The 19,352-nt window shown below is 68.9% G+C and carries 21 protein-coding genes; 11 read left to right on the top strand and 10 right to left on the bottom strand.

Features of this window, described 5'->3' with window-relative positions:
• Positions 1-60: 60 nt before the first annotated feature.
• From K2W61_RS23210 to K2W61_RS23195, 4 genes are all read right to left on the bottom strand, one after another.
• Positions 61-1,638 (bottom strand): ABC transporter substrate-binding protein, encoded by a 1,578-nt coding sequence (locus K2W61_RS23210; RefSeq protein ID WP_175139960.1) that lies wholly within the window; start codon positions 1,636-1,638, stop codon positions 61-63.
• Positions 1,639-1,688: 50 nt separating this feature from the next.
• On the bottom strand, positions 1,689-3,134 hold the full coding sequence (locus K2W61_RS23205) for a M81 family metallopeptidase (RefSeq protein WP_236756663.1): 1,446 nt from the start codon (positions 3,132-3,134) through the stop codon (positions 1,689-1,691).
• A 64-nt stretch (positions 3,135-3,198) separates the two neighbouring features.
• Complete coding sequence (locus tag K2W61_RS23200; RefSeq protein ID WP_175139958.1) at positions 3,199-3,576, bottom strand: RidA family protein; 378 nt, start codon at positions 3,574-3,576, stop codon at positions 3,199-3,201.
• Positions 3,577-3,586: 10 nt separating this feature from the next.
• On the bottom strand, positions 3,587-4,732 hold the full coding sequence (locus K2W61_RS23195) for an NAD(P)/FAD-dependent oxidoreductase (protein ID WP_236756662.1): 1,146 nt from the start codon (positions 4,730-4,732) through the stop codon (positions 3,587-3,589).
• Between the two features lie 108 nt (positions 4,733-4,840).
• Between K2W61_RS23195 and K2W61_RS23190 the strand changes: the two genes are divergently transcribed.
• Complete coding sequence (locus K2W61_RS23190; RefSeq protein ID WP_175139956.1) at positions 4,841-5,188, top strand: hypothetical protein; 348 nt, start codon at positions 4,841-4,843, stop codon at positions 5,186-5,188.
• Positions 5,189-5,256: 68 nt separating this feature from the next.
• Here the strand turns inward: K2W61_RS23190 and K2W61_RS23185 are convergent, their stop codons facing one another.
• Entirely contained in the window at positions 5,257-5,991 is a 735-nt protein-coding gene (locus K2W61_RS23185; RefSeq protein WP_175139955.1) for a GntR family transcriptional regulator, read from the bottom strand.
• A 217-nt stretch (positions 5,992-6,208) separates the two neighbouring features.
• Here K2W61_RS23185 and K2W61_RS23180 point away from each other — a divergent pair, with 217 nt between their 5' ends.
• The 10 genes from K2W61_RS23180 (at position 6,209) to K2W61_RS23135 (ending at position 14,948) form a co-directional block, all read left to right on the top strand.
• Positions 6,209-7,060 carry a fumarylacetoacetate hydrolase family protein gene (locus K2W61_RS23180; RefSeq protein ID WP_236756661.1) on the top strand — a complete coding sequence of 284 codons (852 nt, stop codon included), beginning with the start codon at positions 6,209-6,211 and terminating at the stop codon, positions 7,058-7,060.
• Positions 7,061-7,076: 16 nt separating this feature from the next.
• Complete coding sequence (locus tag K2W61_RS23175) at positions 7,077-8,069, top strand: ornithine cyclodeaminase family protein (RefSeq protein WP_236756660.1); 993 nt, start codon at positions 7,077-7,079, stop codon at positions 8,067-8,069.
• 64 nt (positions 8,070-8,133) lie between these two features.
• Positions 8,134-9,234, top strand: coding sequence for a cupin domain-containing protein (locus K2W61_RS23170; protein ID WP_175139952.1), 1,101 nt, complete (start codon positions 8,134-8,136; stop codon positions 9,232-9,234).
• Between the two features lie 28 nt (positions 9,235-9,262).
• Positions 9,263-9,754 (top strand): aromatic-ring-hydroxylating dioxygenase subunit beta, encoded by a 492-nt coding sequence (locus K2W61_RS23165; protein ID WP_175139951.1) that lies wholly within the window; start codon positions 9,263-9,265, stop codon positions 9,752-9,754.
• 22 nt (positions 9,755-9,776) lie between these two features.
• A complete protein-coding gene (locus K2W61_RS23160) occupies positions 9,777-11,045 on the top strand; it encodes an aromatic ring-hydroxylating dioxygenase subunit alpha (RefSeq protein WP_236756659.1) in 1,269 nt (422 codons plus the stop codon).
• A 2-nt stretch (positions 11,046-11,047) separates the two neighbouring features.
• Positions 11,048-11,368: a non-heme iron oxygenase ferredoxin subunit gene (locus K2W61_RS23155; protein ID WP_175139949.1), complete on the top strand. Its 321-nt coding sequence runs from the start codon at positions 11,048-11,050 to the stop codon at positions 11,366-11,368.
• A complete protein-coding gene (locus tag K2W61_RS23150) occupies positions 11,365-12,594 on the top strand; it encodes an NAD(P)/FAD-dependent oxidoreductase (RefSeq protein ID WP_175139948.1) in 1,230 nt (409 codons plus the stop codon). Before K2W61_RS23155 ends, K2W61_RS23150 begins: the two co-directional genes overlap by 4 nt.
• An 18-nt stretch (positions 12,595-12,612) precedes the next feature.
• A complete protein-coding gene (locus K2W61_RS23145; RefSeq protein ID WP_236756658.1) occupies positions 12,613-13,020 on the top strand; it encodes a nuclear transport factor 2 family protein in 408 nt (135 codons plus the stop codon).
• 49 nt (positions 13,021-13,069) lie between these two features.
• Entirely contained in the window at positions 13,070-13,870 is an 801-nt protein-coding gene (gene hpaH, locus K2W61_RS23140) for a 2-oxo-hept-4-ene-1,7-dioate hydratase (RefSeq protein ID WP_236756657.1), read from the top strand.
• A 97-nt stretch (positions 13,871-13,967) separates the two neighbouring features.
• Positions 13,968-14,948: a Bug family tripartite tricarboxylate transporter substrate binding protein gene (locus K2W61_RS23135; RefSeq protein ID WP_175139946.1), complete on the top strand. Its 981-nt coding sequence runs from the start codon at positions 13,968-13,970 to the stop codon at positions 14,946-14,948.
• Positions 14,949-15,016: 68 nt separating this feature from the next.
• Here K2W61_RS23135 and K2W61_RS23130 read toward each other — a convergent pair whose 3' ends face one another.
• The 5 genes from K2W61_RS23130 to K2W61_RS23110 all read right to left on the bottom strand — a co-directional run bounded on the left by K2W61_RS23130 (position 15,017) and on the right by K2W61_RS23110 (position 19,314).
• Positions 15,017-15,490 carry a DUF2269 family protein gene (locus K2W61_RS23130; protein ID WP_175139945.1) on the bottom strand — a complete coding sequence of 158 codons (474 nt, stop codon included), beginning with the start codon at positions 15,488-15,490 and terminating at the stop codon, positions 15,017-15,019.
• Positions 15,487-16,743, bottom strand: a complete 1,257-nt coding sequence (locus K2W61_RS23125) for an SDR family oxidoreductase (RefSeq protein WP_236756656.1) — start codon at positions 16,741-16,743, stop codon at positions 15,487-15,489. Before K2W61_RS23125 ends, K2W61_RS23130 begins: the two co-directional genes overlap by 4 nt.
• A gap of 109 nt (positions 16,744-16,852) precedes the next feature.
• Complete coding sequence (locus tag K2W61_RS23120) at positions 16,853-17,383, bottom strand: GbsR/MarR family transcriptional regulator (RefSeq protein ID WP_236756655.1); 531 nt, start codon at positions 17,381-17,383, stop codon at positions 16,853-16,855.
• Between the two features lie 158 nt (positions 17,384-17,541).
• Positions 17,542-18,168, bottom strand: coding sequence for a glutathione S-transferase family protein (locus K2W61_RS23115; RefSeq protein WP_175139942.1), 627 nt, complete (start codon positions 18,166-18,168; stop codon positions 17,542-17,544).
• A 174-nt stretch (positions 18,169-18,342) separates the two neighbouring features.
• A complete protein-coding gene (locus K2W61_RS23110) occupies positions 18,343-19,314 on the bottom strand; it encodes a LysR family transcriptional regulator (RefSeq protein WP_236756654.1) in 972 nt (323 codons plus the stop codon).
• Between the last annotated feature and the right edge of the window lie 38 nt (positions 19,315-19,352).

Below are 19,352 nucleotides of genomic sequence, written 5' to 3'. Positions count from 1 at the left end.
CACTAGGCGCGGCGGCGGCCTGACAGTGCACGGCGGGCGGGCGCGCGGCCCGCCGCCGGGTTACGGTTTCTCGATGTTCCACATCACCGGGATGCCGGTCTTGAGCAGCTCGGTATGGCTCAACCCGCGGAACGCCGAGACCGGCTTGAACTCGCCCCACATGACGTAAGGCACCGACTGGTAAGCGCGCGCCTGCAACTGCACCGCGAGCGCCTTGCGTTTGGCCGCGTCCGGCTCGCGGATCCATTGCGTGCGCAACGCGTCCAGTTCCTTGTCGCAGGGCCAGCCGGGCAGGCTGTTGCCGCAGGCAGCCGACAGCCAGGGGTTGGTCAGCGGCGTGCTGGCGTCGAAATAGCCGCCCCAGGTCAGGAACAGGTTCCAGCCGCCCTGCTCGGGCGGGTCCTTCTTCAGGCGGCGCGCCGCCAGCGAGGCCCAGTCCATCGATTGCAGATCGACCTTGATGCCGGCCTTCTTCATGTTCTGCGTCAATACCATGACGGCGGGCGCGCTGATGTGGTCGGTGGGGTACAGCACCACGACTTTCTCGCCCTTGTAGCCGGCTTCCTGCAGCAGTTGCTTGGCGCGCGCCAGGTCCGGCTTGGCATAGGGCGCCGCGCCGGCATCGGTGGCCAGCGGCGAGCCGCAGATGTACAGCGTCGGACAATAGTCGACGCGGTACTTCTCGGGGTAGCCGATGGCCGCCAGCATTTCCTTCTGATTGATCAGGTGGTAGAGCGCCTGGCGCGCCTGCGGCTTGTCGAACGGCGGATGCAGCGCGTTGACGATGGCCATGCCCTGGGTCGCCACGGAAGTGTTCAGGGTGATGTCCGGGTTGCTTTCCAGCACCGGCAGAAAGTCCGGCGTGGTCTGTTCGATCATGTCGACTTCGCCGTTCATCAGCGCCGCGGTGGCGGTATTGCCGTCGGGGATGTAGACCCATTCGACCCGGTCGACCTTGGCGACCTTGCCGCCGGCCAGGCCGTCGGCCGGTTCGTTGCGCGGCACATAGCCCGGGTTCTTGACGTACACGACCTTGTTGCCGGGCACCCACTCGTCGCGCTTGAACAGGAACGGCCCCGAGCCGACCATCTCGGTGATCGGCGTGTTCGGGTCGGTCATGGCCAGGCGCTTGGGCATGATGAAAGGCGGCATGCCCGAAGGCTTGGCCAGCGCGTCCAGCACCAGGCCGAAAGGCTGCTTGAGCGTCAGCGAGAAACTGTCAGGGCCGGTCGCGGCCAGTTCGGCGCCAGCCGCCATCAGCGCCTGGCCCATGGTGTCTTTCTTGGCCCAGCGCTGCAGCGAGGCGATGCAATCCTCGGCCGTGACCGGCGTGCCGTCATTGAACTTCAGGCCGGCACGCAGCTTGAAGGTCCAGGCCTTGCCATCGGGCGAAGCGGTCCAGCTCTCGACCATCTGCGGCTTGGGCTGGCCGTGGCTGTCCTGCGCGAACAGGGTGTCGAACACCATGTAGCCGTGGTTGCGGGTGATGTAGGCGGTGTTGAACAGCGGGTCCAGCGTTTTCAGGTCGGCGTGCGGCACCATCCGCAGCGTCTTGGTCTGGGCCTGGGCGGGCTGGCCCGCGGCCAGGCCGCAGGCCAGCAGGGCGGCGGCGCCCAGCAGGCTGAATCGTTTCATCATGGTCATCCCCTTGTCTTTTCCGGTTGCCTGCGTGGGCAAATGGTTGGATATCAGCCCTTGAAGGGCCATTTCGGCAGTTTGCGCTTGGTGAACGGCAGCGCGTTGTAGTCCTGCGTGATCGCGCCGGGCGTCTCGACGTAGATGACGTGGCGGCCGATCTTCGAGTATGAGGCGTAGAAGTGCTGCGACGACTTCGGGATGACCAGCTTCATCGCGCCCAGGTCGACGCCGAATTGGGTGAAGAGGTCGGTGTCCATGGCCTGGGTACGGTGGGTGGTCATGACGATGGTCACGCCCTGGCTGCGCACCACGGCCACGTCGCCCAGCAGCGCGGGCGTGCCGGCCAGGCCGGTCATGACGGCATCGCGCTTGAGCGCGACGATCTCACAGTCCAGGTCCAGCGGCTGGCCCGACACCGGCGCCACCTTGCCGCCAATACGCAGCTTGATCCGCGTGCCTTCGCCGGCCTCGAAACAGAGCTGCACCGCCACCGGGTCCCAGAACGGGCCGGTCGCCACGTCCCGGATGCCCCGCGCCAGCACGCGTTCCAGGATGAAAGTGGCATCGCTGGGCGCGCCGCCGCCGGCGTTGTCGGCCGAATCGGCCAGCACCACCGGGAAGTCGGCCAGCGCCAGCGCCTGGTCCAAGGCCGCGTCGGCGCCAGGGTAGGGCGGCGCCAGCTGGTCGCGGAAACCGATGATCTCTTCGCCCAGCGCGCGCGCCAGCCGTTCGGCCTGGGCGGCGTCGCCATCCGTGTAGACCAGTACCTTGGAGCCCATGTCGGGGGTGTCGCCCCAGGGGAAGCCGTGCGCGATCGACACCGACAGCACGCCTTCCTTGCCTTCCATCGCCAGCAGGCGGTCGACGAAGCCGCGCATCGGCTCGCGGCTGGTGTGCATGATGGAGATCATTTCGCAGTCGAAGACCGCGCGCGTCGGCTGGATGCGGCCTGCGGCGCGCGCCACGCACAGGTCGACCAGGTCGTAGGCGCGGTCCAGGATGTCGGTGTGCGGATATTCCTTGAAGCACACCAGGAAATCGGCGCTGTCGACCATGGCGTCGGTCAGGTGGCAATGCGGATCCAGTTCGGCGCCGATCACGGTGTCCGGGCCGACGATCTCGCGCGCCCGCCGCAACAGGTCGCCCTCGCAATCGTCGTAGCCGTCGGCCACCATGGCGCCATGCAGGCCGAACAGGGCAATGTCGACCTTGCCGGCGCGGCGCAGGTCGTCCAGCAATTCGTCGCGCAGCGTCTCATAGGCGTGGCGAGTAGTGGGGCCGGCCGGCGTCGCGCCCGCCGTCATGCCCTCGATCAGCGTCCAGTCCTTGCCCTGGGCGCGCTGGCGCGCGGCCCACAACGGGCCCGAAAACATCTGCATGCGGTCCGGGTGCTGGCCGGCCGGGTAGTAGCCGCGCGACCGATAGGCCGACAGGCCGGTCGGAATGGGCGAGAAGGTATTGGTTTCGGTTGCCAGGGACCCGGAAAAAATCTTCATGCGATCACTCCATTCTGAATGGTTGTCCGTTCGTGTTGCCGTGTCGACTTCAGTCCTGCCCGCCTCAGTTCTGCCCGATATACGCCTGCACTTCGATCTCGACGTCAACGTTCAGGGCCAGCGCCGACGCCACCGTCGACCGCACCGGCAGCGCCGCGCCGAAGCATTCCTTGTAGACCTCGTTAAAGCCCGCGAAGTGGCTCATGTCCGACAGCCACACGGTGGCCTTGACCACCTGGTCCAGGCGCGCGCCGGCGGCCGCCAGGCTTTCGACGATGCGCTCGCAGGCCGCGCGGGTCTGGGTCTGGATATCGCCGCGCACCACCTCGCCGGCGGCATTCATCGGCACCTGGCCCGACAGGAACAGGAAGCCGCCGGCCTTCACGGCGCGCGAGAACGGGAACGGCAGGGGGCTGGGCAGGCGTTCGATGGCTTGGCTCATGGCATGGCTCCTATTGGGATTGGGTGAAGCGGGCGGGCGACAGGCGCGCGGGGTCGACGCCCTGGGCCGCCAGGCTGGGGTGCAGCGGCAGGTCCTGCAGCAGGTCGGCGGCCAGGCGCGAGACGCCGGCGGCGGACTGGATGCCGTAGCCGCCCTGGGCCGCCAGCCAGAAGAAGGCGGGCGTGGCGCAGTCCCAGCCGATCACGAAGTCGCCATCGGACACGAATGAGCGCAGGCCGGCCCAGGTGTGGCGCGGACGGCGGATGGTCAGCGAGGTCGCCGATTCGATGCGGTAGATGCCCGTGGCCACGTCCAGTTCCTCGGGTACCACGTCGTGCGCCGGCACCGGATCGGCATTGGCGGGCGAGCCCAGCAATTGGCCGGCGTCGGGCTTGAAATAGAAACTCTCGTCCACGCCGACCACGGCCGGCCAGTGCGCGAAGTCGACGTCGTCCGGGCCGGTGAAGGTGAAGGCGGTGCGGCGGCACGGCTGCAAGCCCACCGGCCGCACGCCGCACAGTTCGGCGGTGTGGTCGGCCCAGGCGCCGGCGGCATTGACCAGCGCGCGCGCCCGCAGCGAGCCGCCGCCGGCCAACGTCAACGTCCAGGCGCCGTCCTCGTGACGGGCCGCCACCAGTTCGGCCTGGTTGCGCAGCACCGCGCCCTGGCGCGTCATGCCGCGCAGGAAGCCCTGGTGCAGCGCGTGCACGTCGATGTCGCGGGCATCGGGTTCTTCGATCGCGCCGCACAACTGGTCGGGGCGCAGGCACGGCACTCGCGCCAGCGCCTGCTCTGCGTCGATCAGCGTGACGTTGGGCGACTGGCTGCGGAAGTCGTCGTAGACCTCGCGCAGCAGGTCCTGCTGGCCGGGCGCGGCAATGTACAGCACGCCGCGCGGACTGAGCAGGGGATGCTCGCAGAAGCCCTGCGGCGGATGTTCGTAGAAATCGCGGCTGGCGCGCGTCAGCGCCTTGATCTGGGCGGTGCCGTAGGTCTCCATGAACATGGCCGCCGAGCGGCCGGTGGAGTGGTAGCCGGGCTGCGCCTCGCGTTCCAGCACCACCACCGAGGCGGTCGGGCTCAAGCGGTAGGCCACGGAGGCGCCGGCGATGCCGGCGCCGATGACGGCGTAATCGTAAATCGGGTCTGCGGCCATGTTTTGTCTGAAGCGAGAATTCTCTTATTTGATAATTCTCGAATACGATAGTTGCTTGGCGTGGAGCGGGTAATAGGGGTTGTCCCGGGGCCGCGTAAAATCGCGGCCATGCTTCCCACTCAAGTCATCGTTGCGCTGCTCGTGCTGCAGCTTGCCCTGGTCGTTCCGCTGGCCGCCGTCGTGATCCAGCTGCTGCGCTTGTTCCACTGGCGTTTCCGGGCCGATCCGCAGAGCCGCGGCGAACGCCCGCATTTCACCGGCCCGGTGCTGGCGCTGCTGTTCAGCGCGCTGGCGGCCAGCGATTTCATCGGCTACGAGCCGTTTCCCACTTTGTCGCGCCTGAATCCCGTGCCGCTGCAAGCGCGCGCCTATTTCACGGTGGCGATGCTGGCGCTGGCGGTGTGGTGCTGGGCGTATGCCGGCGCCATCCGCGCGCGCGTTCGCCGCGGGTTCTGAATGCGGCCCCGCCCGGGGCGAGGCGCCATTTTCCCCGCCGCCTGCCGCAAAAACCGGCGGCCCGGCCCCTAGGCCGCGGGGTTGTCGGCCGCCACCGCCAGCCCGGCCACGCCGCCGCGCAGCGACTCCAGCAGCACGCGCTTGTTTTCGCGGCTGCGGTAGGCGTGCTCGCGCATCAGGTTCTCGGCGCGCGCGGCCTCGCGCCGCGTGATGGCGCGCAGCAGGTCCTCATGATCCGATTGCGCCCGTAGCACGAAGGGCGTTTCCAGTTGCGACGGCGTGGACGGCAGGGTCAGCGCGGCCGGCCCGGCCAGCGGCGTCTTGTTGTTGTGTTCCAGCGCCGACAGCAGGGCGCGGTTGCCGGCCGCTTCGCACAGGATCTCGTGGAAGCGGCGGTTGATCTGCCCCCAGGCGCGGGCATCCACCGTGGCCTTGGGATCGCGCCGTGCCGGCGCCAGCAGGGCGCGGCCTTCCTCGACCGCCTGCGACAGTTGTTCCAGCACTTCGGCGCTGGCGCCGCGCTCGGCCAGCAGCCGCGCCGCCATGCCTTCCAGCACCCCGCGCACTTCCACCGCATCGCCGATCTCGTCCACGGTGAAGGCGCGCACGCGGAAGCCGCGCGAGGGCAGCCGCTCAAGCAGGCCTTCCTTTTCCAACTCGGTCAGGGCGATGCGCAGCGGCGTGCGTGACACGCCCAGGCGCGCCGAGAACTGCAGTTCCACCACGCGTTCGCCGGGTTGCAGGGCGCCTGAAAGCACCATGTCCCGGAGTTCGGAAATCACTTTGTCGATCTGAGCGGCCATAGCGGGCTTAGGCGGAAACGTGTCTGGAAGGCCCTCCAGTGTACCTACAAAATTGCATGCAATCGCACATGAAAAAAACAATCCGGCCTTGCGATTTATCAAAATTGCATGCAATAATTCGGAAAAACAGCGGTATGGGCCAGTAAAAGCCAACGAATGCATGCAATGCGTCACTCAATTGCATGCCAGAAAGACCGCCCACAGGACAGGAGACAACATGAAGCTGATCAGCTTCCTACACGCGGGCCAACCGGCCTGGGGCGTGCTGCGCGATGCCGAGGTGGTGCCATTGACACGGCATTGGCCCGACCTGGCCACCGCGCTGGCGGCGGGCGCGCATGCCATCGCACAAGCGGTCCGCGGCCACGACGGCCCCGGCATCCCGCTGGCCGGCCTGCAATGGCTGCCGCCGGTGCCGGCGCCGCGCAAGATCCTCTGCGTCGGCCTGAACTACGGCCGTCACGTGGCCGAGGCCGGCCGCGAACTGCCGCGCCATCCCTCGCTGTTCGCCCGCTATCCCGACAGTTTCGTCGGCCACGAGGCGCCGGTCTGGAAGCCGCGCGCTTCCGATCGCTTTGACTACGAAGGGGAACTGGCGGTGGTGATCGGCCGGGCAGGGCGCCACATCGCGGCGCGCGACGCCCTGGCCCATGTGGCCGGCTACACCTGCATGGCCGAGAACTCGGTGCGCGACTTCCAGAAGCACAACGCCCAGATCACGCCCGGCAAGAACTTCGAGCGCAGCGGCGCGATCGGCCCCTGGCTGGTCACCGCCGACGCGATCGGCGACCCGGCGCGCCTGCGGATCGAGACGCGCCTGAACGGCGAGACCGTGCAGCAGGGCGAGCTGGCCGACCTGATCTTCCCGATTCCCGAACTGATCGCCTACATCAGCGCCTTCACCCCGCTGGCCCCCGGCGACGTGATCGCCACCGGCACCCCCGAGGGAGTCGGCTCCAGCCGCCAGCCGCCGCGCTTCCTGGCCGCTGGTGACACGCTCGAGATCGAGGTGCCGGGGATCGGCACGCTGCGCAACACGGTGGCGGACGAACCCGTCCACCCCCAATGAACCGAAGGACACACGCATGACCGAAGCACTGCGGTATCTCACCGAAAAGGACGTGGTGGCGGCGCTGACCATCCCGCGCGCCATCGACGCGCTGCAGCGCATGCTGGTGGCGCAGGCCCGCGACGGCGCGCGCAACGTGCCCAAGGCGCTGGCCACCTGGGGCGACGGCAGCTCGATGCATGCATTGGGCTCGGTGCAGCCCGGCGGCTATGCCGGCTTCAAGACCTGGGTCCACACCAAGGCGGGCGGCGGTTCGCTGTTCAGCCTGTTCGATGCCGACACCGGGCTGCTGCGGGCGGTGATCGAGGCGCGCGCGCTGGGCATGCTGCGCACGGCCGCCATCAGCGGCGTGGCTACCCGCGCCCTGGCGCCCGAGACCGCCACGCAGGCGGCGCTGATCGGCACCGGGCCGCAGGCAGTGACGCAACTGGCGGCGCTGGCCGCGGTGCGCACGCTGCGGCGCGTGCGGATCTACAGCCCGACGCCGGCAAAGCGCCGCGCCTTCGTCGAGGCGGTGGCCGGCAAGTACGACTTCGCGGTCGAGGAAGCGCCGACGCTGGAACAGGCGCTGGCCGGCGCCGAGATCGTCACCCTGATCACCCGCGCCGTCGAGCCCTTCGTCGACGCCGCGTTGTTGGCCGATTGCCGCCACCTGAACGCGGTGGGCGCGATCCTGCCGGCCAAGGCCGAATTCGCCCAGGACGTGTTCGAGCGCGCCGACCGTGTGGTGGTGGACGACCTGGAGAACGCCCGGCGCGGTTCGCGCGAGCTGCGCGAACGCTATGGCGCCGACGGCGCGCCCTGGGATGGCGTGGCCGTGCTGGGCGAACTGCTGGCGCGCGGCGAGACGCGCGCGCCGGACGCGCGCCTGACCCTGTTCAAGGGCATGGGCATGGGCCTGTCGGACCTGGCGATGGCGCAAGTGGCGTATGAACATGCCAGCGACCACGGGCTGGGCGTCGCCTTGCCGCCCCAGACCCGCGAAAACCTGCTGCTGGCGCAACCCTGATTCCAAGCATCGCCTTTCCACCATCATGACGCCGGCGTGCCGCCGCCGGCCACAGGAGACTGACATGTTCATCGACGTCAGCGGGGCCGCGCCCCGCGAACAGAACAAATGGCCATCGATCGTGATTCCCAAGGAGGAGATCGACCTGGAGATCGCCCGCCTGATCGACGCGCCGCGCCCGGCCAACGGCCGCCGCGCCGCGCTCATCGCGCATCCGCAGGCCACCGCGCCCGGCCTGGGCCTGGCCCCCGGCACGGACGTCACCATCAACGTCGTCAACCCTGGCGAACGCACCTTCAACCTGCGCAAGAACTCCAACATGCTGGAGATCTGTATCAGCGGCGAGGGCGTGGCCACGGTGGCCGGCCGCGACATCGCGGTGGGCCGCTGGGACGTGTGGAACACGCCGGCGATGCAGGTGCATTCGTACCGCAATGACGGCAAGACGCCCTGGGTGCGCCTGTCGTATTCCAACGCGCCACTGCTGGAAAAGCTGGAGATCCACTACGTCGAGGAGTTCGAGGGCGACGTGCCGCCGGCCGACGCCAACACCCGGCCGGCGCCCGCCCGCTCGCCCCAGGCGGCGCGTGCCCGCGACCTGGCGCTGCGCGAGCAGATCACCCCGGAAGGCGCCTGGCTGATGGGCTACGAGTGGCTGATCGACATCGACGTGCTGGAATCGAAGGCGCTGCACTGGCCCTGGGCGGCCGTCTCGCGCCACCTGCCCAGCGTCGAGGACATGGCGCGCGGCTACAACGGCCGCCGCCTGTTCGTGCTGTACAACCCGGCCACCGAACGCCGCATTGGCACCACCCACAGCTTCTTCGCCACGATCTCGTCGTCGCCGCCGGATAACCACCACGTGCCGCACCGCCACAGCTCGTCGGCCATTAACTATTACCTGCGCGGCAACGGTTACAGCAAGGTCAACGGCGTGCGGCTGGACTGGAAGGCCGGCGACCTGATCCTGTCGGCGCCCGGCTGGGCCATGCATTCGCATCACTCGGGCACCGAAACCACCTCGGCCCTGACGGTGCAAGACCATCCCTTGCAGATCGCCATGGAATCGCTGATCTGGCAGGAGCGCATGCAGGAACCGATCCTGGCGCTTGGCAGCCAGAGCGGCTTCGAAAGCAACCTGGCGCAACTGGCCGCCGCGTCCTGAGCGCGCCCATCGCATCCCGGAAATTTCCATGACCCAGATCCCATTGCCCGACGACACCTCGCTGCGCGCCCGCCTGCGCGACTTCTACGACGACTACGCCTACTGCCTGGACGAAGGCCGGCTGGAGGAATGGCCCGACTTCTTCACCGAGGACTGCCATTACCGCGTGCTGTCGCGCGAGAACCACGACGCCGGCCTGCCGCTCGGCCTGATCTACTGCATGAACAAGAACATGCTGCGCGACCGTGTCACCGCGCTGCGCGAAACCACCATGTTCGAGCCGCGTTCGTTGCGCCATTTCATCAGCGGCGTGCGCGTGATCGAGGCGCAGGACGACCGCGTCGTGGCCCAGGCCAACTTCGCCGTGATGGAGTCGCTGTCCGACCGCGAACCCACGCTGAACATGGTGGGCCGCTACCTGGACGAATTGCGCCTGACGCCGCAAGGCCCGCGGTTGACCCGCCGCGATTGCGTCTACGACAACTACCGCGTGCGCACCTCGCTCATCGTTCCCCTTTGATCCCGCTGCCAGGAAACCCGCCATGACCTGTCCCGATTCCGCCGTGCTGGACACTCCCGCCGCGGCCCCCATCCATATCGAGCGCCGCTGGCCCAAGGAGGGCTACACGCGCATTCCCAACTGGGTCTACACCGATCCGGCCATCTTCCAGAAGGAAATGGACGTGTTTTTCGGCGGCCGCACCTGGAACTACGTCGGCCTGGAGTGCGAAGTGCCCGAGACCGGCTGCTACAAGCGCAACTGGATCGGCAACCGCCCGGTCATCATGGTGCGCACCGAAAGCGGCGAGATCAATGTGCTGGAGAACCGTTGCGCCCATCGCGGCGCGCAGATCTGCTGGCAGAACACCGGCAAGGTGGCCGACTTCACCTGCCCGTATCACCAGTGGAACTATGACCTGGACGGCAACTTGCAGGGCGTGCCGTTCCGCCGTGGCGCCATGGGCAAGGGCGGCATGCCGCGCGATTTCGATCCGAAGCAGAACGGCATCCGCAAGCTGCGCAGCGTCAACCGCGGTGGTTCGATCTGGGCGACGTTCGCCGAGGATGCGCCCAGTTTCGAGCAATACTGCGGCTCCGAGGTGCTGGCCGAGATCGACCACATGCTGCCGGGCAAGAAGCTCAAGCTGCTGGGCTACAGCCGCCAGCTGATTCCCAGCAACTGGAAGATGTACCTGGAGAACCTGAAGGACCCGTACCACGCCACCTTGCTGCACACCTTCTACATCACCTTCGGCCTGTGGCGCGCGGATTCCAAGTCCGAGTGCATTCCCACCGGCGGCGGCGCGCACAGCGTGATGGTGTCGCACAACGAGGGCAAGAAGAAGACCGAGGCCACCAGCGAAATGAGCCGCTTCCGCGACGACCTGGAGCTGCTCGATCTGGAAACCGTGACCCCGCGCGCCGAATTCAACCGCGGCCGGGTCGGCGGCGCGTGGGTCTTTCCCGCCGCGCAGTTCGGCATCCAGGCCAATTCGCTCAAGACCCGCCACGTGATTCCGCGCAGCCCGACCGAGCACGAGCTGGTGTTCACCTATTACGGCTACGAAGACGATGACGAGGAAATGACGCGCCTGCGGCTCAAGCACGCCAACCTGCTCGGCCCGGCCGGGTTCGTTTCGATGGACGACAGCGAGATGCTGAACCAGGTGCAGATCGGCGTCACCGGCTACCCCGAGGCACGCGGCATCGTCGAGATGGGCGGGCGCGACACCGAGCCGGCCGACTACATGGTGACCGAAGTGCTGATCCGCTCGTTCTACGACTACTACCGCAACGCAATGGGGCTGTGACCATGGCAACCTGGACTCCGGTCGCCCAGGTGGGCGACATTTCCCCCGACACCGGCACCCTGCGCGTGGCGCTCGACGGCGAGGCCGTGTGCCTGTACGACCTGCAGGGCGAGATCTGCGCCACCCAGGACCGCTGCCCGCACGGCAACGCCAGCCTGGCCGACGGTTATCTGGAAGACGGCACCATCGAATGCCCGTTGCACCAGGGCGTGTTCGACATCCGCAGCGGCAAGCCGCAATGTCCGCCCGTCACCACCGACCTGCGGCGCTACGCGGTGCGGGTCGAGGCCGGCACCATCTACCTGAGCCCGGAGGCCGCGTGAGCGCGGGCGCCATCGTCATCGTCGGGGCGGGGCAGGCGGGCGGCTGGGCCGCGGCCACGCTGCGCGGGCGCGGCTATCGCGGCCGCCTCGTGCTGCTGGGCGACGAGCCGCATGCGCCGTACGAGCGGCCGCCCCTGAGCAAGGCGGTGCTGGGCGGCCAGGCCGGGCCGGAAAGCACCGAGCTGTTTTCCCGTGAACGGCTGGCCGAGCTGGAGATCACGTTCCGGCCTGGCGTCGCGGCGACGCGGCTGTGGCCCGAGCGCCACCAGGTCGAGACCTGCGAAGGCGCCGTGATCGATTACGACAAGCTGATCCTGTGCACCGGCGGCCGTCCCATCGTGCCGGCCTTGCCCGGCGTCGACGGCCCCGCTGTCCATGTGCTGCGCACCCGCGACGATGCATTGCGCCTGCGGGCCCGGCTGGGCCCCGGCCGCCGCATCGTCATCGCCGGCGGCGGCTGGATCGGCCTGGAAGTGGCCGCCACCGCGCGCCAGGCGGGCTGTGCCGCCACGGTGCTGGAGCAGGCGCCGCGCCTGTGCGCCCGCAGCGTGCCGTCCGGCGTCTCGGCCCATCTGGCGGCGCTGCACGCCGCGCAGGGCGTGTCGCTGCGCTTGAATACCAGCCTGGCCGCGGTGCATGCGCGGCCCGAGGGCGGTTGCGTGGCCGAGCTGGCGGACGGCAGCCGCCTGGAAGCGGACGCAGTGGTGCTCGGCGTCGGCATGCAGGCCAACGACGCCCTGGCGCGGCAGGCCGGCATCGCCTGCGAACGCGGCGTGCTGGTCGACGAATACTGCCGCACGTCGGCGCCCGATGTGCTGGCAGCCGGCGATGTGGCGGTGGCCAGGCCCGCCGGCGGCGGCGGCCCGATCCGCCTGGAATCCTGGCAGAACGCGCAGGATCAGGGCGCAGCGGCGGCCTTGTCGGCGCTGGACGCCGGCCAACCCTACCTGCCCAGCGGCGCGGTCTGGTCGGAACAATACGAGGCCATGGTGCAGATCGCTGGCTTTCCGGCGCGGGCCGGGCGCGAAGTGCTGCGGCCCCAGGCCGATGCGCGGGCGCTGCTGTCGGTGGCGCTGGATGAAGACGGCCGGGTCATCGGCGCGGTGGCGGTGAACGCGGCACGCGAACTGCGCCAGCTGCGCCAATGGATCGCCCAGGGCACCCGGGTGGACCCCGTGCAACTGGCGCGCGCCGACGCGCCGCTGTCCAGCGCCCGGATCGGCTGATCCCACATGGAGAACCGTATGCAGACCGAACACGTCAAGGCCGCCTGCGAGGCGGTGGTCCTGGCCTTCTTCCATGCGCTGGATACCCGGCGCCACCCGGCCGCCGCCGCGCTGATGGCGCCGGACGGCACCTGGCTGCGCCAGGGCCGGTTGCTGACGGGGCCGGCCGAAGTGTTGGCGGCGCTGGAGGCGCGGCCGCCGCAGCGCACCACCTGCCACGTCATCACCAACCTGCGCCTGCTCGAACACAGGGGATCGCAAGCCACGGTGGGTTACTTCCTGACCGCCTACGACAGCGACCCGCAAGCGCAGGATGGGACGCCGCGCCTGGTCGCCATCCGCGACTGCCAGGACCGGCTGGTCGCCAGCGGCCAGGATTGGCGGCTGGCGGAAAAACGCAGCCGGCGCCATTTGCCACCCGAATGATTTCCCCGAAACCCTGCCGGAAACTCCCATGACACCCCAAGGAAACTCCATGGATGCCGCGACCCTCAAGATGCTGGCCCAGCGCCTGGACCAGGCCGAACGCGGCCGAACCCAGGTCCGCCAACTGTCGCTGGAATACCCCGACATCACCATCGCCGACGCCTACGCCATCCAGCGCGAATGGGTGGCGGGCAAGATCGCGGCCGGCCGCCAACTGGTCGGCCACAAGATCGGCCTGACCTCGCGCGCCATGCAGTTGTCCTCGCAGATCGACGAACCCGATTACGGCGCCTTGCTCGATGACATGCTGTTCGACGACGGTGCCGAGATCCCCCGCGACCGCTTCATCGTGCCACGGGTCGAGGTCGAACTGGCCTTCATCCTGGAGCGCCGGCTCCAGGGCCCCGGCGTGACGCTGTTCGATGTGCTGGACGCGGTGCGCTATGTGATCCCGGCGCTGGAGATCATCGACGCGCGCTCGCACCAGGTCGACCCCGACACCAAGCGGCCGCGCAAGGTCTTCGACACCATCGCCGACAACGCCGCCAACGCCGGCGTGGTGATGGGCGGCCGGCCGGTGCGGGTCGATGAGGTGGACCTGCGCTGGGTCGGCGCCCTGATGTCGCGCAACGCCGTGATCGAGGAAACCGGCCTGGCCGCGGGCGTGCTCAACCATCCCGCCAACGGCGTGGTGTGGCTGGCCAACAAGCTGGCCGGCTATGACGTTGCGCTGGAGCCCGGCCAGATCATCCTGAGCGGTTCGTTCACGCGGCCGGTGTACGCCGAACGCGGCGACACCTTCCACGTCGATTATGGCCGGCTTGGCGCGGTCAGTTGCCGTTTCGTGTGACACCCCGCAAGACTTTTCCGGCGCTACGCTTTTGCCATCCCACGCGTCCGATACACCATAACCCGCGGACGCGTCCCGCCCCCCAAGGAGACAAACCATGACCCCCTTCAAGACCCCGCTCCGCCTCGCGGCCGCATGCCTGGCGCTGGCGTCCGGCGCCGCGCTGGCGCAGGGCCCCGACTGGCCCGCGCATCCGATCACGCTGGTGGTGCCGTTCGCCGCCGGCGGCGGCGGCGATACGCTGGCGCGCCTGGTGGCCGACCCGCTGTCGCGCGAACTCGGCCAGTCCATCATCATCGAGAACCGGCCCGGCGCCGGCGGCAACATCGGCACCGCCATCGTCGCGCGCGCCAATCCCGATGGCTACACGCTGTCGTACGGCACCAATGGCACCCAGGCCACCAACCATTGGCTCTACAAGTCGCCGGGCTACACGCCGCAAGATTTCGAGCCGGTCTCGCGCTTTACCGTCATTGCCGCCGCGCTGGTGGTCAACGCCGCCGACGAGCGCTTCAAGTCGCTGGCGCAATTGCTGACATACGCCAAGGCGCACCCGGGCGAGCTGACCTGTGGTTCGGCCGGCAACGGCACCTCGTCGCACCTGGCCTGCGAGCTGCTCAACCAGATGGCCGGCGTCAGGATCATGCACATTCCGTACAAGGGCGGCAGCGCGGCCATGACCGACCTGCTGGGCGGGCGCATCTCGTTGCTGATCGACGTGATGCCGAACGTGTCGGGCCAGATCGCCGCGGGCAAGTTGCGGGCGCTGGGCGTGACGACGCCGCAACGGGTGGCATCGAATCCGGATATTCCCACCATCAACGAGGCCGGCGTCAAGGGGTATGGATTTTTCGCCTGGGATGGGCTGTACGCGCCCAAGGGCACGCCCGCCGCCATCCTCGACAAGCTCAACGCCGCCGTGAACCGCGCGCTGCAGCGGCCGGAAGTCAAGCAGGCGCTGGAATCGCGCGGCGCGATTCCGTCGCCGACTTCACGCAAGGCGCTGGCCGAGTTCGGCGCCGAGGAGTACACGCGCCTGGGCAAGGTCGTGAAGACCGCCGGCGCGGCCATCGACTGAGCCGCCGCGGGGGCCGTCGCCAGCCGGCGCGGCCCCTGGCCGGCGGCGGCGCAGGTCGGCGCCGGGAACTACAACGCCGGCTTGACCACCATCAGGAAATACACCGCCACCATCGCCAGGAACGCCGGGTAGCCCAGCCATTCCCAGCGGCGCGCAAAGCGCCAGTAACGTGCCGGCAGTGCCGTGGCGCCGGCCGCGTGGGCGCTGGCGGCCATCTTCGCCATTTCGTACTGCAGCCACACCACCGGCAGCCAGCAGGCGCCGGCCAGCAGGTACAGCCCGATCGACACGACGATCCACGGCGTGGCCCAGCCCCAGCCGGCGGTGTGCGCCAGCCACAATCCGGTCAGGGGCTGCACTACCACGGCCGGCGTGGTGAACCACAGGTCGGCCCGCACCACCAGGCGCGAGACGGCCGCGATCGCCGGCACCGAGCCGGTGCGGTTGGCGAAGAACAGGTAGAAGGCCGTGCCGAAGCCGGTGCCGACCAGCAGCACCGATGACAGGATGTGCAGGGTCTTGATGGTGAGATAGGCGTTCATGACCGGGTTTCCTCGCTGAACAGAATGAATAGGAGTGCGATGACGGCGGCGTTCTTGAGCAGCGGGCCGAAGGGATGCCAGAGGAATTCCGGCAGGGCCACCGCGATCACCGCGGAATAGCCCAGCACCAGCGCGAGCTGCGCTGCCCATAGCCGCCGGCCGGGGCGCCACAACGTGGCCAGGCCGAACCCGGCATCCAGCGCGGCGGCCAGGTACAGGGCCGCCAGGGCGACCGGCCCATGCAGGCCGACGCGCGCCAGCAGCGCCAGGCTGTCGGCCACCGGGTAGATGAATGCGCTGCAGAGCGCGGTCCAGAGCCAGATCAGCGCCAGCGTGCCGCGCAGCAGGGCGGGGCGCCAGGCCGCCAGCGCCTGCTGGCGCAGCGCGGGCGCCTCGGGCGGCCGAATGAAAGTATCGATGCCGGCGGGCGCGCGGCCCAGCGCCCGGGCGGTAGCCGCCGCATCACCGCTGTTGCCGGCGCGCAGCATGCGCCAAGTGTCTCGCGTCAGGATCGAGCCGGGCAGGCGGTCGCACAGCGCCGCGCCCGCGCCGACCAGCGCGCCGGGCACGGCCAGCGTCCATGCCGGCGCAAAACCCATGGCCTTACGGTAGACCGCCAGCATCTGCCTGAACGAGACCTCGGTGCCGCCCACCAGGTCCAGCACCGGCGGCGCATCGGCCACGCGGTTGACCAGCCGCGCCACGATCTCGGCCAGTTCGTCCACATGGATCGGGCGTAGCGGCTGGCGGCCGCCGGCGGGCAGGGCGTGCAGCGGCAGCGATGCCAGGGCGCGAAAAAAACGCGCCGACGCGCCCTGGGCGCCATACACCAGCGCCGGCCGCAGGATGTGATGCGCGACCGGCAGCGCCCGCAGATGGTCATCGGCGGCGCGCTTGCTGCGGAAATAGGCGGTGGCGCCGCTCTGCGCGCCCAGCGCCGACAGCTGCAGCACCCGCCTGACGCCGGCCTGCGCGGCAGCGTCGAACAACGCGGCCGGGGCACGGTGGTGGATCCGGTCGAAATCGCCGCCGTCGCCCTCGCGCAAGATGCCGACCGCGTTGACCACGACGTGGATGCCGCGCAGGCGGTCGGCCCAGGCGGCCGGCGTCGTGTCGAAGCGGTAATCCACGGCGATCTCGTCGGCGTGCCGCGCCTGCTGCACGCCTTTGAGCACGCGGTGCCCGTCGCGCGCCAGCGCCTGGCACAACGCGCGGCCGATGAAGCCGTTGGCACCGCATACCAGGATATTCATGTGATCCGCCTCCGGTCGTGTCGATTCATTTTTCTTTGCTTTCTGTTATTTCTGTACAGACAGAAATAACAGGATAAAAAAAGGCGGGACGCGCGGTCCCGCCTCGCCATCATGCCTTGGTGCGGCGCATCGTCTTGCTGATCTTGGCCCCCATGCCGAGCGTCCTCATCAGCGTCTCGGGCTTCATGCGCAGCATTTCGTCCGACCAGGTGGTGAGGATTTCCAGAAACGCCAGCGTCTCGCGCACGCGCTGCGCGGTAAGCGGGGGTTCCTCGGCCAGCTCGGGACTGGCCAGAGTGTCGCGCAGCATCGACAGGGTGGGATCGATCTCGCGCTGGCGCCGGCCTTCGACGATCAGCTTGAACAATTCCCAGATGTCGGTGGACGTCTCGAAATGGTCGCGGCGGTCGTCCATGACGTGCACCACCCTGGCCAGGCGCCACGCCTGCAGCTCCTTGAGACTGTTGCTGACGTTCGAGCGCGCGACGCCCAGTGTTTCGGCGATTTCCTCGGCGGGCGCGGGCCGGCCCAGCAGGTAGAGCAGGGCGTGGATCTGCGCCACGGTGCGGTTCACGCCCCAGCGCGAGCCCATTTCGCCCCAATGGAGGATGAAGCGTTCGGCGATCGGAGTCAGTTTCATGGGGTCACTGTAGGTATTTCTGTTATTTCTGTCAATGCAGAAATAACAGAAATTTAGCCGATCGCGATACGGATGCGGGCGACGGCACGACCACGCCGCGCAGCCTGTCGGCGGACGCGGCGCCGCTCGGCGCGCCGCGCGCCTTGTCCGGATGCGCCTTATTCGGCCTTGGCTTGCGCCAGGGCGCGCTGCACCGCCGGCCGCGCCGCGACCCGCGCCAGGTAGGCGGTCAGCGCCGGGAAGCGCGCCATATCCACGCCGTCGCCCTCCAGCCAGCTGCCGATGGTGTAGAGATAGGCGTCAGCCACGCTGAAGCGCTCGCCCAGCGCCCAGGGACCGGCGATCTGCGATTCCAGGTAGGCAGCCACCGCCGACATCGTTTCCGGCACCTTGGCGCGCATGGACTCGTGCGCCGCCGGATCGTCGGCCCAGCGCGCGCCACGCCGCTTGTGCGCATGCGCCACGTGGGCGGTGGATGCCAGGTAGCTGTTCAGTTCCTGCAGGCGCGCGAACGCAAACGCATCGTCCAACGGGGCCAGCCCTGCCGCCGGGAAGCGCTGCGCGACGAAGGCCAGCAGCGCCGGCGTCTCGGTCAGCACGCCGTGCTCGGTGGCCAGGGCCGGCACCCGGCCCTTGGGATTGACCCGCAGGAATTCCGGGCTCTGCTGCTGTCCCGCGCCAAAATCCAGCTTGACGACCTCGAAGTCGGCGCCGGCTTCCTGCAAGGCGATGTGGGTGGCCAGGGCGCAGGTGCCCGGCGCGGTGTAGAAGGTCCAACGAGACATGGCGTCCTCTTGATCAATAAGGGTGAAAGGGGCGAAGCGGCCATTATCGCCAGAACCGCCAGCGCCGCCTACGGGCGGCGCCGCGCGCACGGCCCGCGCCGACGGACCAGGCAATCGGACCCGGCAATGCCAGGGCCTCCACGGCAAGCGCTGGCGCGCTGGATAAGCGCCGGTTCAACGGGCCCGGGCCGCCAGCGGCGTGCGCGCCAGGAAGCGTTCGAATGCCTCCAGATAGGCCACCTCGGGCGCGCTCAGCTTGCGCTGCCGGTGCCAGGCCAGGAACACGTCGATCTCGGCCACGCTCTCGTTGGGCGGCAGGCGGCGCAACTCGCCGTTGACCACGTCCGGCACGATCAAGTGTTCGGGCAGGAAGCTCAGGCCGATGCCGGCCACCACCATGCGCCGCACTTCCTCGATGTGGGGCGATGTGCCCACGATGCGGCCGGTGAACCCCTGCTGATCGCGGAAGATGGTCAGCGGCGACAGGGTGTCGCCGATCTGGTCGCTGGCGAAGCAGACGAAGTCCTGGTCCATCAGGTCCTCGAGGCTCACCCGCGGCTGCGAGAACAGCGGATGGCGGCGGCCACAGACCACCGCGTAGTGGTGGCGCAGGAACAGGCGGCGCTCCAGCGCCTCGACCGGCTTGCGGCACAGGCACAGGCCGAGCGCCGGCACGCGCTTGGACAGGGCATCGAGGATGTCGGCGCTGGGCAGCACCTCGATGTGGAATTCGATGCGCGGATGGCGTTGGTGGAAATCGGCCAGGAAGTCGTCGTAGGCTGTGCTCTGGATGCGGCTCATGACCAGCAGCCGCAGCGTGCCGGCGACCTCGTGCCGGTCTTGCGGCGCGGCGGTTTCGATGCGGGCCATGGCGCCGTACATGTCGCGGGCGACGGCGTAGATCTCCTCACCCAGCCCGGTCAGGCGGAATTCACCGTTGCGCCGGTGCAGCAGCATGCCGCCGACCGCGTCCTCCAGCCGCTTCAATGCCTGGCTGACCGCCGGCTGGCTCAAGTGCAGGGCCTGGGCCGCCCGGCCCACGCCGCGCGCCTGCACCACGAACATGAAGGTGCGCAGCAGGTTCCAGTCCATGCGCTCGGGCGCGAGCGACAGGGGGTGGGCGGGGCGGGCAGGGGCAGGGCACATGACAGGGCGGATTCCGGCGAAAGGACAGGGCCGGTATC

The sequence above is a fragment of the Achromobacter pulmonis genome (genome assembly GCF_021733725.1).
In the GTDB taxonomy this organism is placed as follows: Bacteria; Pseudomonadota; Gammaproteobacteria; order Burkholderiales; family Burkholderiaceae_B; genus Achromobacter; species Achromobacter pulmonis.
Note: the sequence above shows the minus strand (reverse complement) of the source record. Positions and strands in the feature narration are given on the sequence as shown.

Bases quoted from the DNA above. Each gene is read 5' to 3' on its own strand.
- K2W61_RS23185 (WP_175139955.1), bottom strand. From the start codon at position 5,991: ATGGCCGCTCAGATCGACAAAGTGATTTCCGAACTCCGGGACATGGTG.
- hpaH (WP_236756657.1), top strand. From the start codon at position 13,070: ATGGATGCCGCGACCCTCAAGATGCTGGCCCAGCGCCTGGACCAGGCC.
- K2W61_RS23180 (WP_236756661.1), top strand. From the start codon at position 6,209: ATGAAGCTGATCAGCTTCCTACACGCGGGCCAACCGGCCTGGGGCGTG.
- K2W61_RS23125 (WP_236756656.1), bottom strand. From the start codon at position 16,743: ATGAATATCCTGGTATGCGGTGCCAACGGCTTCATCGGCCGCGCGTTG.
- K2W61_RS23210 (WP_175139960.1), bottom strand. From the start codon at position 1,638: ATGATGAAACGATTCAGCCTGCTGGGCGCCGCCGCCCTGCTGGCCTGC.
- K2W61_RS23175 (WP_236756660.1), top strand. From the start codon at position 7,077: ATGACCGAAGCACTGCGGTATCTCACCGAAAAGGACGTGGTGGCGGCG.
- K2W61_RS23165 (WP_175139951.1), top strand. From the start codon at position 9,263: ATGACCCAGATCCCATTGCCCGACGACACCTCGCTGCGCGCCCGCCTG.
- K2W61_RS23200 (WP_175139958.1), bottom strand. From the start codon at position 3,576: ATGAGCCAAGCCATCGAACGCCTGCCCAGCCCCCTGCCGTTCCCGTTC.
- K2W61_RS23115 (WP_175139942.1), bottom strand. From the start codon at position 18,168: ATGTCTCGTTGGACCTTCTACACCGCGCCGGGCACCTGCGCCCTGGCC.
- K2W61_RS23135 (WP_175139946.1), top strand. From the start codon at position 13,968: ATGACCCCCTTCAAGACCCCGCTCCGCCTCGCGGCCGCATGCCTGGCG.
- K2W61_RS23110 (WP_236756654.1), bottom strand. From the start codon at position 19,314: ATGTGCCCTGCCCCTGCCCGCCCCGCCCACCCCCTGTCGCTCGCGCCC.
- K2W61_RS23155 (WP_175139949.1), top strand. From the start codon at position 11,048: ATGGCAACCTGGACTCCGGTCGCCCAGGTGGGCGACATTTCCCCCGAC.
- K2W61_RS23120 (WP_236756655.1), bottom strand. From the start codon at position 17,383: ATGAAACTGACTCCGATCGCCGAACGCTTCATCCTCCATTGGGGCGAA.
- K2W61_RS23130 (WP_175139945.1), bottom strand. From the start codon at position 15,490: ATGAACGCCTATCTCACCATCAAGACCCTGCACATCCTGTCATCGGTG.
- K2W61_RS23195 (WP_236756662.1), bottom strand. From the start codon at position 4,732: ATGGCCGCAGACCCGATTTACGATTACGCCGTCATCGGCGCCGGCATC.
- K2W61_RS23205 (WP_236756663.1), bottom strand. From the start codon at position 3,134: ATGAAGATTTTTTCCGGGTCCCTGGCAACCGAAACCAATACCTTCTCG.
- K2W61_RS23170 (WP_175139952.1), top strand. From the start codon at position 8,134: ATGTTCATCGACGTCAGCGGGGCCGCGCCCCGCGAACAGAACAAATGG.
- K2W61_RS23160 (WP_236756659.1), top strand. From the start codon at position 9,777: ATGACCTGTCCCGATTCCGCCGTGCTGGACACTCCCGCCGCGGCCCCC.
- K2W61_RS23190 (WP_175139956.1), top strand. From the start codon at position 4,841: ATGCTTCCCACTCAAGTCATCGTTGCGCTGCTCGTGCTGCAGCTTGCC.
- K2W61_RS23145 (WP_236756658.1), top strand. From the start codon at position 12,613: ATGCAGACCGAACACGTCAAGGCCGCCTGCGAGGCGGTGGTCCTGGCC.